This is a genomic window from Saccharospirillum mangrovi (genome assembly GCF_003367315.1).
In the GTDB taxonomy this organism is placed as follows: domain Bacteria; phylum Pseudomonadota; class Gammaproteobacteria; order Pseudomonadales; family Natronospirillaceae; genus Saccharospirillum; species Saccharospirillum mangrovi.
The window spans coordinates 395,136-408,286 of the sequence record NZ_CP031415.1; the positions used below are offsets into that span (position 1 = coordinate 395,136).

Annotated in this window: 14 protein-coding genes; 9 read left to right on the top strand and 5 right to left on the bottom strand. The window is 58.8% G+C overall.

Annotation, left to right across the window (positions count from 1 at the left end; all coding sequences use genetic code 11):
• Positions 1-118: 118 nt before the first annotated feature.
• From DW349_RS01920 to DW349_RS01930, 3 genes are all read left to right on the top strand, one after another.
• Complete coding sequence (locus tag DW349_RS01920; RefSeq protein ID WP_232819392.1) at positions 119-1,702, top strand: bifunctional AfsR/SARP family transcriptional regulator/alpha/beta hydrolase; 1,584 nt, start codon at positions 119-121, stop codon at positions 1,700-1,702.
• Positions 1,703-2,079: 377 nt separating this feature from the next.
• Positions 2,080-3,678, top strand: coding sequence for a bifunctional AfsR/SARP family transcriptional regulator/alpha/beta hydrolase (locus DW349_RS01925; protein WP_108127548.1), 1,599 nt, complete (start codon positions 2,080-2,082; stop codon positions 3,676-3,678).
• A 32-nt stretch (positions 3,679-3,710) separates the two neighbouring features.
• Positions 3,711-4,022: an antibiotic biosynthesis monooxygenase family protein gene (locus tag DW349_RS01930; RefSeq protein WP_108127549.1), complete on the top strand. Its 312-nt coding sequence runs from the start codon at positions 3,711-3,713 to the stop codon at positions 4,020-4,022.
• Positions 4,023-4,095: 73 nt separating this feature from the next.
• Here the strand turns inward: DW349_RS01930 and DW349_RS01935 are convergent, their stop codons facing one another.
• Both DW349_RS01935 and DW349_RS01940 read right to left on the bottom strand, forming a co-directional pair.
• A complete protein-coding gene (locus DW349_RS01935; RefSeq protein ID WP_108127551.1) occupies positions 4,096-4,854 on the bottom strand; it encodes a siderophore-interacting protein in 759 nt (252 codons plus the stop codon).
• A gap of 3 nt (positions 4,855-4,857) precedes the next feature.
• On the bottom strand, positions 4,858-5,301 hold the full coding sequence (locus tag DW349_RS01940) for a MarR family winged helix-turn-helix transcriptional regulator (RefSeq protein ID WP_108127553.1): 444 nt from the start codon (positions 5,299-5,301) through the stop codon (positions 4,858-4,860).
• Between the two features lie 237 nt (positions 5,302-5,538).
• On the opposite strand from DW349_RS01940, the gene DW349_RS01945 reads away from it, so the two are divergent.
• The 5 genes from DW349_RS01945 (at position 5,539) to DW349_RS01965 (ending at position 10,214) form a co-directional block, all read left to right on the top strand.
• Entirely contained in the window at positions 5,539-6,669 is a 1,131-nt protein-coding gene (locus DW349_RS01945; protein WP_108127555.1) for a serine hydrolase domain-containing protein, read from the top strand.
• A gap of 9 nt (positions 6,670-6,678) precedes the next feature.
• Positions 6,679-7,068: a PH domain-containing protein gene (locus tag DW349_RS01950; protein ID WP_108127557.1), complete on the top strand. Its 390-nt coding sequence runs from the start codon at positions 6,679-6,681 to the stop codon at positions 7,066-7,068.
• A gap of 73 nt (positions 7,069-7,141) precedes the next feature.
• The gene (locus DW349_RS01955) at positions 7,142-7,870 is read left to right on the top strand and encodes a substrate-binding periplasmic protein (RefSeq protein WP_108127559.1); all 729 of its coding nucleotides are present in this window, start codon (positions 7,142-7,144) and stop codon (positions 7,868-7,870) included.
• An 84-nt stretch (positions 7,871-7,954) separates the two neighbouring features.
• Positions 7,955-8,500 (top strand): RBBP9/YdeN family alpha/beta hydrolase, encoded by a 546-nt coding sequence (locus DW349_RS01960; RefSeq protein WP_108127561.1) that lies wholly within the window; start codon positions 7,955-7,957, stop codon positions 8,498-8,500.
• A gap of 121 nt (positions 8,501-8,621) precedes the next feature.
• On the top strand, positions 8,622-10,214 hold the full coding sequence (locus tag DW349_RS01965; protein ID WP_108127563.1) for a hypothetical protein: 1,593 nt from the start codon (positions 8,622-8,624) through the stop codon (positions 10,212-10,214).
• 58 nt (positions 10,215-10,272) lie between these two features.
• On the opposite strand, the gene DW349_RS01970 is transcribed toward DW349_RS01965, so the two are convergent.
• Positions 10,273-10,893, bottom strand: a complete 621-nt coding sequence (locus DW349_RS01970) for a class I SAM-dependent methyltransferase (protein WP_157954463.1) — start codon at positions 10,891-10,893, stop codon at positions 10,273-10,275.
• A 143-nt stretch (positions 10,894-11,036) separates the two neighbouring features.
• On the opposite strand from DW349_RS01970, the gene DW349_RS01975 reads away from it, so the two are divergent.
• On the top strand, positions 11,037-12,089 hold the full coding sequence (locus DW349_RS01975) for an amidohydrolase family protein (RefSeq protein WP_198650573.1): 1,053 nt from the start codon (positions 11,037-11,039) through the stop codon (positions 12,087-12,089).
• Positions 12,090-12,146: 57 nt separating this feature from the next.
• Here DW349_RS01975 and DW349_RS01980 read toward each other — a convergent pair whose 3' ends face one another.
• Together DW349_RS01980 and DW349_RS01985 are read right to left on the bottom strand one after the other, a co-directional pair.
• Positions 12,147-12,632: a YajQ family cyclic di-GMP-binding protein gene (locus DW349_RS01980; protein ID WP_108127569.1), complete on the bottom strand. Its 486-nt coding sequence runs from the start codon at positions 12,630-12,632 to the stop codon at positions 12,147-12,149.
• Between the two features lie 81 nt (positions 12,633-12,713).
• Complete coding sequence (locus DW349_RS01985; RefSeq protein ID WP_108127571.1) at positions 12,714-13,088, bottom strand: hypothetical protein; 375 nt, start codon at positions 13,086-13,088, stop codon at positions 12,714-12,716.
• Positions 13,089-13,151 lie beyond the last annotated feature (63 nt).

Below are 13,151 nucleotides of genomic sequence, written 5' to 3' on the forward strand. Positions count from 1 at the left end.
GAAAAACGCCAAAATAAGTCTTAAATCGTGTGAATTACCGTGGTATTTAGTCCCACCGGTTTAAAAACCACGATTGGTTCAAGGTTTTCTACTGGCCCGACACTTAGGAGCGGCAGCTGTGAAACTGACGCTTAACACCCTCGGCGAGCTGAGTGTTGCCTGGGATGGCCAGCTGGTCGCTCTGCCCTCTTCCAAACGCACCCGCGCATTGCTGGCCTACTTGGCAATGACCGCGCGGCCCCACCGACGCGACCGACTCTGCGAAGTCTTCTGGAAACTGCCGGACGATCCGCGCGGTGCCTTGCGTTGGTCGTTGAGCAAAATCCGTCACTTGGTTAATCACGCCACGCTCGAACGCTTAGTGGCCGATCGTGAACGGGTGTCGCTACTGACGGCCGACATCGACATCGACATTCGCTGCATCGCGCAACAGCTGGATGAACCCAATCTGGACGCTGCGGCGCTGAAAGCCATAGACCAGCGTCTGCAACAGCCGTTGCTGGATGGTTTGGATCTCGCCAATCAGGAACTGTTTCAGCAATGGCTTAATGCCGAGCGTCAGGAAGTGGTGCAGCTGCGCGCTAAGGCGCTGAGTCAACTGGCGGTGTTGGATGAGCTGGATGAGTCGGAGCAACTGGGCTGGGCGCGTCAATGGATGCAACTGGACCCCTACTGCCCCCAGGCTGCGCAGCGATTGTTGGAGCTGTTGCAACTGTGTGGTGAGGTCGAAGAAAGCCGTCAGACCGCTACGCAGTTGGCGCAACGCTTTCGCAACGCTGGTATCGCCTGGTCGCCCGCGCTGAGCGCCGCCGATGAACCGGCGGAACCTGCCCAACTGCGGCCGACAGAGCGCGATTGGCTGGCGCGGCAGAAGATACAGTTCTGCACCGCCGTTGATGGCGTGCGCATTGCCTACGCCTCTGTCGGTGGTGGCACACCCATCATCAAAGCCGCCAATTGGCTGAGCCATTTAGAGCACGATTGGGACGCGCCCATCTGGAGCCCGCTGTTCCGCGAGTTAGCCACGGATCATCGTTTTATCCGCTATGACGAACGCGGCAATGGCTTGTCGGATTGGCTGGTGGGTGAGCTGTCGTTCGATGCCTTTCTGGCCGATCTGGAAACCGTTGTCGATGCCAGCGGTGTCGATCGGTTTGCCTTGATGGGCATCTCTCAGGGGGCGGCCGTGTCGATTGCCTACGCAGTGAAACACCCCGAACGCGTCAGTCATTTGATCTTGTTTGGCGGCTACGCCAGCGGCTGGCGCATCAATGCGACGGACGCGCTCAAACGCGAGCGCGAAGCCGTCATCACACTGACCGAAACCGGCTGGGGGCAAGACAATCCGGCCTATCGGCAGATTTTTTCATCGACGTTTATGCCCAGCGCCAGCGCCAGCGAAATGGTCTGGTTCAATGAATTCCAACGCCTGACGACCTCGCCGGAAAACGCCGCGCGTTTCCTGTCGGTTTTCGGTGATATCGATGTGCGCGAGCAACTGGCTCAGGTGCGCGTGCCAACCTTGGTGATTCACTCGCTGGGCGATCAGCGCATTCCCGTCAGTGTCGGTCGTGACATTGCTGCGGCCATTCCCAATGCCGAATTTGTCGGGCTGGAAAGTGACGGCCACTTGTTGCTCGGCCGTGAACCCGCCTCCCAGATGTTTGTTCAAACGGTTCGCGAGTTCATCGCCACAACCTGAGTTTGCATCCGCCTTAGCTTTTCAGTGGCCTGAAAACGACGGCTCACGCGTGCCAGTGCGTTCGCGCCGAGCTGATTGACCCCGTTTTTCCTCATCGCACGTACAGCGTTCAGCGTTGCTGCAATCGAACTTCAAACGTTAACCGCAACCCCCGTTCCGGGGGCGATGCGAAAATGTCGACTAAAATACATAGACGGACGCTGAGTACCCCGGCTGCTGGCCGATGCTGGGGGTGATACACCAAATAACGTTTGAAAAATCGTTAGAAGCCGTCAATAGTACAGGGAGGCGTTGGAATTTTGACGCAATTTGTATACTTATGTAACTGATTCTGTTCCGTTGAGTTCGGCAGTTGCCGAGAGGTAGGAAGAGTCACCATGAAAATTACCATAAGAACATTGGGCGAACTCAGCCTGCATTGGGACGACCAGGAAGTGACTTTGCCGTCGTCCAAACGCACCCGCGCGCTGTTGGTGTATTTGGCGCTGACCGCGCGGCCGCACCGGCGTGACCGATTGTGTGAAATCTTATGGGACCAGCCAGATAACCCACGCGGTACCCTGCGTTGGTCGCTGAGCAAAATCCGTTCGTTGGTGAATCATCCGGGTAAAGAACGTTTGCAGGCAGATCGCGAGCGTGTCGAGTTATTGACGGCTGATATCGACATCGACGTGCGCGTGTTCAATCGAATGATGGATCAACCCTGGCTGGAAGTTGAAACGCTTAAAGACGCCGAATTGCAGTTGCAGCACCCCTTTCTGGAAGGCCTGGATTTGGCCGAGCAGGATCTATTTCGGCTTTGGCTCAGCGCAGAACGTCAGGACATATTGAAGTTGCGCACCCGCGTACTGGCGCGGTTGGCGACGCACCCGGAACTCAGTCAGATGGAGCAGTTGGAATGGACGCGCAAATGGGAACACCGCGATCCATACAGTACCGAGGCGGCAACGCGGTTACTGACGCTGCTGGAAACGCTCAAGCATGACGACGAACTCAATCGTGTCAGCATTCAGTTGATGCAGCGCTTTAAGACCGCGGGCATTGCCTGGTCTCTGAGTGAGCGCAGTCATTCGGCCGCTGCGGTGGCGGCGAAGGTGGTGCACCAACCCAAGGTTTCCGAACGTGATTTGCTGGCGCGGCAAAAAATTCAGTTCTGTACCGCGGCGGATGGCGTGCGCATTGCCTATGCCTCCATCGGTTCCGGCACGCCGATCGTCAAAGCCGCCAATTGGCTGAGCCATCTGGAACACGACTGGAACGCGCCGACCTGGAGCCCGCTGTATCGCGAACTGGCGCAGGATCATCGCTTCATTCGTTATGACGAGCGCGGTAACGGCCTGTCCGATTGGCTGGTCAACGATCTGAGTTTCGATGCCTTCGTCGCCGATCTGGAAACCGTGGTGGATGCCAGCGGGGTCGATAAATTTGCCCTGTTGGGTATTTCACAAGGCGTTGCCGTGTCCATCGCCTACGCGGTGAAATACCCCGAGCGCGTCAGCCATTTGATTCTGTTTGGCGGCTTTGCCTACGGCTGGCGTCGCGCGGGTGAATCGGCCAAACGCGAAGGCGAAGCCTTGATGACGCTGGCTGAAACCGGCTGGGGGCAAGACAGCCCGGCGTTCCGGCAACTGTTTTCCTCGACCTTCATGCCCAGTGCTGATGCCAACGAACTGACCTGGTTCAACGATTTTCAACGCCTGACCACATCGCCGGAAAACGCTGCCCGGTTCCTGTCGGTGTTTGGCGACATCGACGTGCAAGCGTTGCTGCCGCAGGTGAAGGTACCAACCCTGGTGTTGCATTCGCTGGGCGATCAGACGATTCCGGTCGGTGCCGGTCGCAACATCGCTGCTGCCATTCCCAACGCCAGCTTTATTGGTCTGGAAAGTGACGGTCACATTCTGCTCGGTCGGGAACCGGCATCGATGGCTTTTCTTGAAGCGGTGCGGGATTTTATTGCTGGCCGGTACCGTTAGCGCCAGTCAGCGACTTTTTTCGGAGCACTGCCATGTTCGCCAATACACCCAAACCACCGTATTTCGCGGTGGTTTTTACGTCCATTCGCAGTGAACAAGACGCCGGCTACGCCGACATGGCCGAACGTATGCTGACGTTGGCCGCTCAGCAGGACGGTTTTCTGGGGGTGGAATCGGCGCGGGCGGAGCTGGGCATCACGGTGTCGTATTGGCGCGATCTCGATGCCATCCGTGCCTGGAAACAGCAGGTTGATCACCGCGAAGCTCAGCGTCTGGGACGCGAGCAATGGTACTCGGGGTATCGGGTACGCATTGCCCGGGTCGAGCGTGACTATGGTTTTTAAATCGGGTTTTTAAATCGGGTTTCTGAATCGGGTCTTCGAATCCGAAGTTAAATATCGGTATCAACCCACCCCTTCAAGACGCTTCCCGAGTTTCCCAACGTTCATTGTCTTCGCGTTTAGCCATTTTGTGGTCGTCTTCGTTGGCGCCCATTTTCCAGTAACTGGATATATAGAAGTGGCTTTTCGGGATGTCGGCGTAGTCGCGAAAATGCTGGCGCAAGGCGCGCATCGAATTGAATTCGCAAGCCACCCAAACCGAGGGTGTGCCGGCCATCCAATCCAGTCCCTGCACCGCCGTCAGCAAACGCTGGCCGCTTGGGTCGGCGCTGGGGGCGTGCACCCAATGCAGTTCGATACCTGCCGGGCGTGCCAGATCCTGAACGTCGGCCGGGTCGGTGATTTCAATCACGGCGTGGCCGCGTGCGTGTGCTGGCAGCTGCGCCAGGTTCACGCTGATCGCCGGTAGCGAGGTCATATCGCCGGCTAACAGAAACCAGTCGGCGTCGTGATTGAGCATTTTCTTCGGGCCGGGGCCGCGAATCTGAATGCGGTCGCCTGGCTCGGCGGTTTTTGCCCAATGTGACGCCATGCCGGCCGGTTCGTGCAGCGCGAAATCGACATCGATTTCAGCGCCGCGTTGCGCACGAATGGTGTAGGTGCGCATCAGCGGGCGGTCTTGGCCGGGCACCGGGAACAGCAGTTTGAAATAGGCACTGGCCTGATCGGTCGGAAAATCGCTGCCGGGCAGAATGTTCAGGGTGACGCGTCGCATGTGTGGGGTGACATCAACAGCGCGGATAACTTCCAGTTCGTGGCTGGCGGGTGCGGGCATGGTTCAGTTCTCCTCAGTCGTGCAGGCGGGCGTCGCCGGGTTCAACAGGCGTTGCGCCAGCCCGATAAAGGTGTCCACTTCGGCCGGGTTCAGCGGCCGGGTCAGTTCGGCAACGGCGGCGTCTTCGGCGTGTTGCAGTTGTTGACGCAGGCGTTGGCCGGCGGCGCTCAAGCGCAATTGCTGGCTGCGGCGATCCGCCGGGTTGTGTTGGCTGTCGATCAGGCCGGCAGCGCGCATTTCGTTCAGCGCCCGGGTGATCTGGGCTTTGTCGGCACGCATCCAGCTTGCAATGTCGCGGGCGTTGCAGCCGGGTTGGTGGTCGATGCCTTTGAGAATTCTCAAATGCGTGACCGGCCACTCGATGCCCGCACGAACAATGGCGAGGCGCAGTTGCGAGCGGTAGGCGTGCATCAGTTGATGCAAGCTGTCACTGAGCGGGGATTTCATTAGATGAGAATTCCTGGCAATTGAAATCGATGCGCATTGTGCGCGCCTGAACGCATCGAGTCAAATGGTTGATACAGTCAACTAATTGCAAAGGCGTTTTGCAAAGATGTTTTTCAAAGACGTTTTCAAAGGCATCGCCGAAGCGGATTGCTGAGCATCGTTGTCTGGAGTTGTCGCGGCGGTTACGCCAAGATCAGTCCGCTTTCCATACCTTTAACCCCGATACGGAGACGCCCGGTGTTGTATAACCGTCTGTTTGTGTTTGGGCCGATGTTGATGTTGGCCGTTTTTATTGGCGGCTGCGCTTCAACCGCCTCGCTGCCCGAACCGATTGCCCAGGACGATCCGATGCCAACCGGCACGCTGGCCGAAGTCGATTTGCTGCCGGACTATCTGCAACAGCTCGACGCTGATTTGGCCGGCATCGACGACCATCAACTGGATTCCATCCTGGTCGCCCGCCACGGTCGTCTGGTGTACGAACGCTATTTCAATGGCTATGCCGCCGACACTCCGCACGATCTGCGCTCGGCGACCAAAAGCATCACCTCGTTGCTGGTCGGCATGGCGATTGACGACGGCGCCATTCTTAATGTTGACCAGCCGATGATGTCGCATCTGCGCGACGCCTATCCGGAGGTTGACGACAAAGGCGACATTCAACTGCGTCATTTGCTGACCATGGCGTCCGGGCTGGACTGTTCGGACCGCGATCCCGATTCGCGCGGCCAGGAAGACCGGATGTACCGCCAGCGTGATTGGGTCGGCTATTTCCTCAGCCTCGAAACCGTCGCACCGCCGGGCCTGCAACCGGATTACTGCACCGGCGGCGTGGTCGCGCTGGGCCGCGTGATCAGCGAAGCGACGGGCCAGCAGGTAGACGCCTACGCGCAACAAAAACTGTTCGCTCCCTTGGGCATTCGCAACCTGCGCTGGGCGCGCTTTGATGATGACAGCCAGATCGACACTGGCGGCCATTTGCTGCTGACACCGCGCGCGCTGGTCAAAATCGGCCAGTTGGTGTTGCAGCAAGGCCAATGGCAGGGCGAAAGCCTGCTCAGCCCGGCCTGGATTAATGAGGCCACCACGCCGCAGGTGACGCTCGACAACACGCCTTACGGGTATCTGTGGTGGCTGCATGAAGTCGATTACGGCGTGCAGCCGGTGCGCATCATCGCCGCGCGCGGCAACGGCGGCCAGACGTTGTTTATCGCACCGCAATTCGATCTGGTGGCGGTAACAACCGCGAGTTACTACAACGATCCGCAAGCGGCCGTGGTGGATCGCATTTTCTTCAACGCCATTTTGCCGTCGGTGCCGGAACTGCAAGCCGCGGCGCAGCGCACGGCGCCGACGGGCATTGAGTAAGGAGGCCGCATGAGTTATCGCTCCAAGGTGGATTTGTGGCTGGTGCTGTTGCTGGCGGCAGCGGCCATTTTCAGCCTGGTCAGTCTGGTGCCGACGCTCGGTCTGGTGTTGGCGTTTTTGCTGGAATTGCTGGTCGCGGCGGTGCTGCTGATGTTGCTGTGGCCGTGCGAATACCGGTTGGAACCAGACCGTTTGAACATCCGCTCGGGCTTGTTGAACTGGCGCATTCGGTACCCGGAAATTCTCAGCGCGGAGCCGAGTTTTGATCTGACTGCAGCGCCGGCGCTGTCGGTACAGCGGGTCAAGATTCGCACCACCGGGCGTACCTTTCTGGTGTCTCCAGTGGATCGCGATGGCTTTATCGACGCCCTGATGCAACGCGTCAACCGGGTGCGCTGAGCCGCCGGCAGCGCCACCAGCAGAATCGACTAGACTGCGATCAGGATGATCGTCACCGCTTCAGGGAGAAGTAATGCAGGCAGCAGTCGTCGGTTTGTTGGTGTTGTTCAGTGCCACGCTTGCACCGTCCGTTTGGGCGGAAGAGCGGCCCACGCTCACGTTGGCCGCAATCGAAAAACTGCCCTCGGCAGAGCTGGCCACACGCATCATGGCTCGCGCCTACGCCAAACTCGACATTCCCATCGACGTGGTGCCGTTGCCGGCCAATCGCGCTTTGATCATGGCCGTCAGCGGAGAGGCCGACGCCGACATGATGCGCATCGCCCAATTGAAAGACCGTTACCCCAGTCTGGTCCAAGTGCCCTATCCGTTGTTGCGCGGTGAATTGCGCGCCGCCACGCTGGATACCAGTGTGCAGGTGTGGAATCGCGACGCCCTGGCTGATCGCCGCGTTGCCATTCGTCGTGGTGTGGTGATCGCAGAAGCTGCCACGGCCGGATTGAACGTTACGTCGGTGGAAGACCCGCGCCAATTTCTGGCGATGCTTGAACGCGGCCGGGTGGACATGCTGGTGGTGTCGGTGATTGCGGGTTTGCCGCCTATTGATCCTGACGAGTGGGCGCAACTGAACGTGCTCGAAGGCTCAGTGGCCGATTTCACCCTGCATCATTATCTGCATCAACGTCACGCCGAGCTGGCGATGCCGTTGGCCGACACCCTGGCGCGCATGGAAGCCAGCGGCGAAACCGCGAGCATCATTGCCGACTTTCTGGCTGAACAGGGTATATCGCCCTCACGCTAGCGGGCCGTCTGGCCGACAATCCCGGCGGCACACGCAACAATCTAATCGGATCCAACCCAAACAAATCCAACCAGGGCACACCGCATGACACCGCTGTTTCTCATCCTGCCTGGCTATGGCGACTCCAACCCGGCACATTGGCAAAGCCGCTGGCAACAGCAAGCCGCCTTTGAACGTGTCCAACAAGACGATTGGCTGCGGCCAAACCGCCACGCCTGGGTCGCTCGTCTGGACGCCGCCGTGCAGCGCCATGCTGGCCGGCCGGTGGTGCTGGTGGCACACAGTCTGGGGTGTTTGACCACGGCGTTTTGGGCAGCACAAAACCCGTTGACTCAGGTACAGGGTGCCTTATTGGTGGCACCGCCCGACCCCGAAGGCGCCAACTTCCCAACCACGGCCGAAGGCTTTGACGAGCCGCCGATGCGCTGGCTGCCGTTCCCATCAACGCTGGTCATGAGCACCAACGACCCCTACGCCTCGACCGATTTTGCCGAGCGTTGCGCCCAGGCCTGGGGCAGTCGTCTGGTGAATCTGGGTGAGTGCGGCCACATCAATCACGACAGTGAATTGGGCGACTGGCCCGCCGGGCAACAACTGCTTCACACCCTGCTAGCTGGCGATTCCGTCTAGCCAACCCATTTTTTTACCTGTTTTTCCAACGGTTAGCCGAAAATACCACGGAGGCTAAAACGTTTTCTGCTGCGCGTCGCTGAGACCATAGGCGCCTTTTCAACGCTCGCAGGAGACTTGTATGCCCATCGCCGTTATTTCGAACAACCGCCATTCGTTGTTCAGTTGTCTGATGCTGTTGATGTTCTGGCTGAGCGGTTGCCGCTCAGCTTATGAACCCGCCGGCCAGGAAGGTGCCGCCTTGCGCAACCTGGCGGGCGCAGCGTCAGACCAACCCCCCGCCATTGAACCTTATTTGATCAGCACCGTTGGCGATGCCTTCGGTGCGGCTGTCGCGATCAGTGCCGACGGTCAGATTCTCGCCATCGGCGCACCGGGCGAAGACAGCAGCCCCTTTGCGCACGACAGCGAGGCCCGGGCGACAGTAAACGCCGGCACGGTGTACCTCTATCAGTTTCACCAAGGCGAATGGTGGCCGCAGGCAACCGTGCGGGCAGCGGACAGCGAGTCGGATGATCGCTTCGGCACCCGCCTCGGCCTGAGCGCCGATGGCACCGTGCTGGTCGTGGGCGCGCCCTACAAAGACAGCGTCGGCCGTTCGCAGAAACGATTCAACCAAGGCGTCGCCTATGTGTTTCGCCGTCACGACAGCCAATGGCTGCAAGAAGCGCAATTGAGCGCCAGCAACGCCGACAGCTTCGACGAATTCGCCAGCGAACTGGTGCTCAGCGCCGATGGCCAGACCGTCGCCATTGCCGCACCAGGCGAAGACAGCCGCGACGCCACCGTCGGCCCGGACCGCCAGCAGATCAACGCCGGTGCCGTCTACCTGTTTCAACATCAAGACGGCGAGTGGCGGGAAATGTCGCGATTCAAAGCCGAACCCGCCCGCCTGATGGACAGTTTCGGACGCGCCCTCAGCCTCAGTGCCGATGGCCGCGTGCTGGCCGTGGGCGTGGATCGCGAAGATCGCTGGGTCGACATCGGCAACAATACCCAACGTTGGCTGTCCAACAGCGGTGCCGTCTATCTATATGAACAGCGCGACAGCGACTGGTCATTGGCCAGCAAAATTCACCCGCGTCTGGCCGATTCTCACGACAACTTCGGCGCCGCACTCAGCCTGAATTCGGCCGGTACCCAACTCGCCGTGGGCGCGCCGGGTGAATCCGGGTTGCCAGCGGCCATGAACGAAGCCAACAACGAGGCGCCCAACGCCGGCGCGGTCTACCTGTTTGAACGGGGGCAAGATGGCTGGCAGCAACAAGCCTATGTGAAAGCACAGCAAGGCGAAGCCAACGACGGCTTCGGCAGCGAATTGCAACTGAGCGCCGAAGGCAACCGACTCGCCGTCGGCGCGCCCTGGGAAGATGGCGATGCCGCCGACAACAACGACGCCGTCCAGGCCGGCGCAGTCTATGTATTCGATAGCAACGATGCGCACTGGCAACAAACGGCCTATTTGAAAGCCGACAACATCGCCGCCTTCGATCACTTCGGCAAAGCGCTGGCACTGACGCAGGATGGGCACCAATTGGTGGTGGGTGTGGAAGCCGAAGACGCGGGGCTGGTGGACAACCATTCCGGGTTTCAGCGAGGCCTCGCACTGAGGTCCGGTGCGGCGTATCTGTTCGGCCAGATCGACAGCAACTGGCAACAACACCGGTATCTCAAATCGGCCGAGGCCAAAGCGCGCCAACTGGCGCTTTATTAACGGCTGGGCGTTAACAACTGAGTATTAATAATGGAGTAATTAAAAGAGTGGCTGGCGATCAACCCTTGGTCGCCACCAGCACACACACCATCGGCGAGCTGTCCGGCACCCAATCGAGTTGCACCTGAAACCCGGCGCCGAGCACCGCGGTTCGTAACTCATCCATCTTGAACACCGACAACAATGGCAACAAACCGAGCCGTTGGCCGAGCGGTACCAGATAGCGAAACCAGGCCATCTTCTCACCAACGCAGGCGGTACTGCTGATAAAAACGCCGCCTGGCTTTAATATCCGATGCACTTCCACCAGCGTTTCATCCCGGTTCGGCAACAAATGCAGAATGCTCATGCCGAGCACCGCATCGACGCTGGCATCGGGCAATTGCAAATCGAACAGCGTGCCCTGAATAAATTCCACATTGCTCGCCTGAGCCTCCGCCGCCTGAGTGCGAGCGATGTCGAGCATGCGCGCCGAAATATCCACCGCGCGATAGCGCTTCACAAAAGGCGCGTGTTTAACGGCCGTGGTGCCGGTGCCGCAACCAAATTCCACCACCTCCGAGTCGGTGGTGAAATGCTCGCGGCTGAGCGCCAGTTTGCGTTGGTAATCGGCCTCGCTAGGCACCGGCTGTTGATAATACTTGCGGGCAATTCGATCCCAGAAACGATCCGCTTGCATCGCCGTCATCCGTTGGTGTGGACGCCCAGTATTGGAGAAATAAAACGCCGATGCCAGCAGCCAGACGTCACAGCGGGTAAAGGCCCGCACCCAGGGCGCTATCTTGGTTACACTGTCGTCCGTTGAACCGCTGGAGGATGGTGATGAAACGAGGTTGGCGCTGGCTGGGTCTGAGTTGGGCGGTATTGGCGATTGGTACGGAAGCGGCGCAATGCTTTGATCGTGCGGCCCAATCGCATCGTTTTGTGGTCGATAGCCATCTGCATTTCCAACCGTTCAGCGGCCCGGCGTTGCCGCATGAAGAACTGATCGGCTACCTCGAACGCGCGGGCATTCAGTACGCCAACGTCTACGGCATTGGTCAGACACGCATTCAGGATTGGGGTTGTTTTCACGGCGGTCGATGCGATTCCGATGTGATTATGCCGACGATGAAAAACGATTTTCTCAACGCCAAAAACCTCGCCGATCATCCGTCACGCAACGTCGGCTTAACCCTGTCGATGACCTTCCCGGATTTGCAGCACCCGGACACCATTGTCGATCGCATGGACATCCTAGACTCCGAATTCCCCGGCTTCTTTCAATGGATGGGCGAAGCCAATGTGGTCAAGCAGGCGCTCTTTGTTTGGGGGCACGAACCGGCCACGCTCGAAGACATCGACGCCTGGGCGCCGTTCATGGCAAAACTGCGCGAACGCCAGATGCCATTGGCGCTGCATTCCGACTTTGGTAACGACCAGGATCCGCTGAAATATTTGCCGTTGATGCAGGCAATCTTGGAACGCTATCCAGACAATGTTGTGGTCTGGATGCACCTGGGTATGTCGCGCGAACAACGCGATATGGAGCCGCGCCAGCACACGCGAATTCTCAGTGAATTGATGGATGAATATCCGAATTTGTGGCTCGATATTTCCTGGAATGTGCTCTACGACTACTACTTTTCCGAGCCGACCCGGCGGCCGTTTTACGTCGATTTTCTGAACCAATATTCCGACCGCGTGCTGACCGGAACCGACATCGTCGCCTCAGAACATACCGGCTATTCACAGTACGAACGCGCGCTGGATGACACCAGCTACATCAATCAATTTCTCGACGACAACGCCTTCCGCAACATCGCCTTGGGGCAGAGTTATTTCAATCTGTTAGGGTGGGATAAATCTGCGCCGGCCATTTGCACAAAGGAATAAAGGAATAAAAAATAAAGAAATAAAGTTGCACAGCTGGCCGGGCAGAAAACCGAACGGTTAATCGCGGAAATTATTGAACTGCAGCGGCAGTTCGATTTCGGAATCTTTCAATAAAGCGATGGCTTCTTGCAGGTCGTCGCGCTTCTTGCCATTCACCCGAACCTGATCGCCCTGAATCGACGCCTGCACTTTCAGTTTGGCGTCTTTGATCAGCTTGACGATCTGTTTCGCTGTCGGCTGATCGATGCCTTGTTTGAACGTCAGCGTCAGCGCAAAGGTTTTGCCCGAATGCACCGGCACATCGTTGATGTCGGCACCGGCAGCGCTGACATTTTGCTTGGTGCAGGCCTTGCGGAAGATGTCTTCCAATTGCCGCACCTGAAAATCGGATTCGGTTTTCAGTGTCACTTCCAGACCGTTTTGCTCGATGCTGGCTTCGACGCCGCGAAAGTCGAAGCGGGTGGCCAGATCGCGGTTGGCGTTATCGACGGCGTGGCGCAGGGCGACTTCGTCGGTTTCGGATACGATGTCGAAAGACGGCATGGTGGTCTCGCTTACAGTCAGTCAGTTAGGCAGCGCCGCAGTTTAGCATCAAAGCGGCACCGCTATTCATTCAAGTTCAGCCTATTCAAAGCTCAGTCGGGCGCGGGCGTTCTGGTTGCGCAACGCATCGTCGCGGTTGGCGTACAGGACAATGGCCGCCGGCGTCACCAGCAGCGCCTGCCCATCCGCCAGGCCGATATAACCGGCCTGATGCTCAGTGACAAAATGCTCGCCGACCGGCGCCAGACGATGCGCCTCGTCCAGCTCCGCCAGCGCCAGCAAACCGTTGCCCAGCGGATCGTCCGGCGATTGGGCGTCTTTGTACAACGCCAGCGCACGGGCGCTCAACACCAGCACCGGCCCACCTTTCAGATGCACCCGCTCGGCCAGCTCGCCGTTGTTCAGCGGCCGGCTTTCCAGTTCAGTCACGATGTCGGAAGTGCCGTAAAACAGCATGGAATTCGGTCCTAACGCTCGGGGCGAGTACCATAGGCCCGCCGCCGCCCACTGACAAGCCGA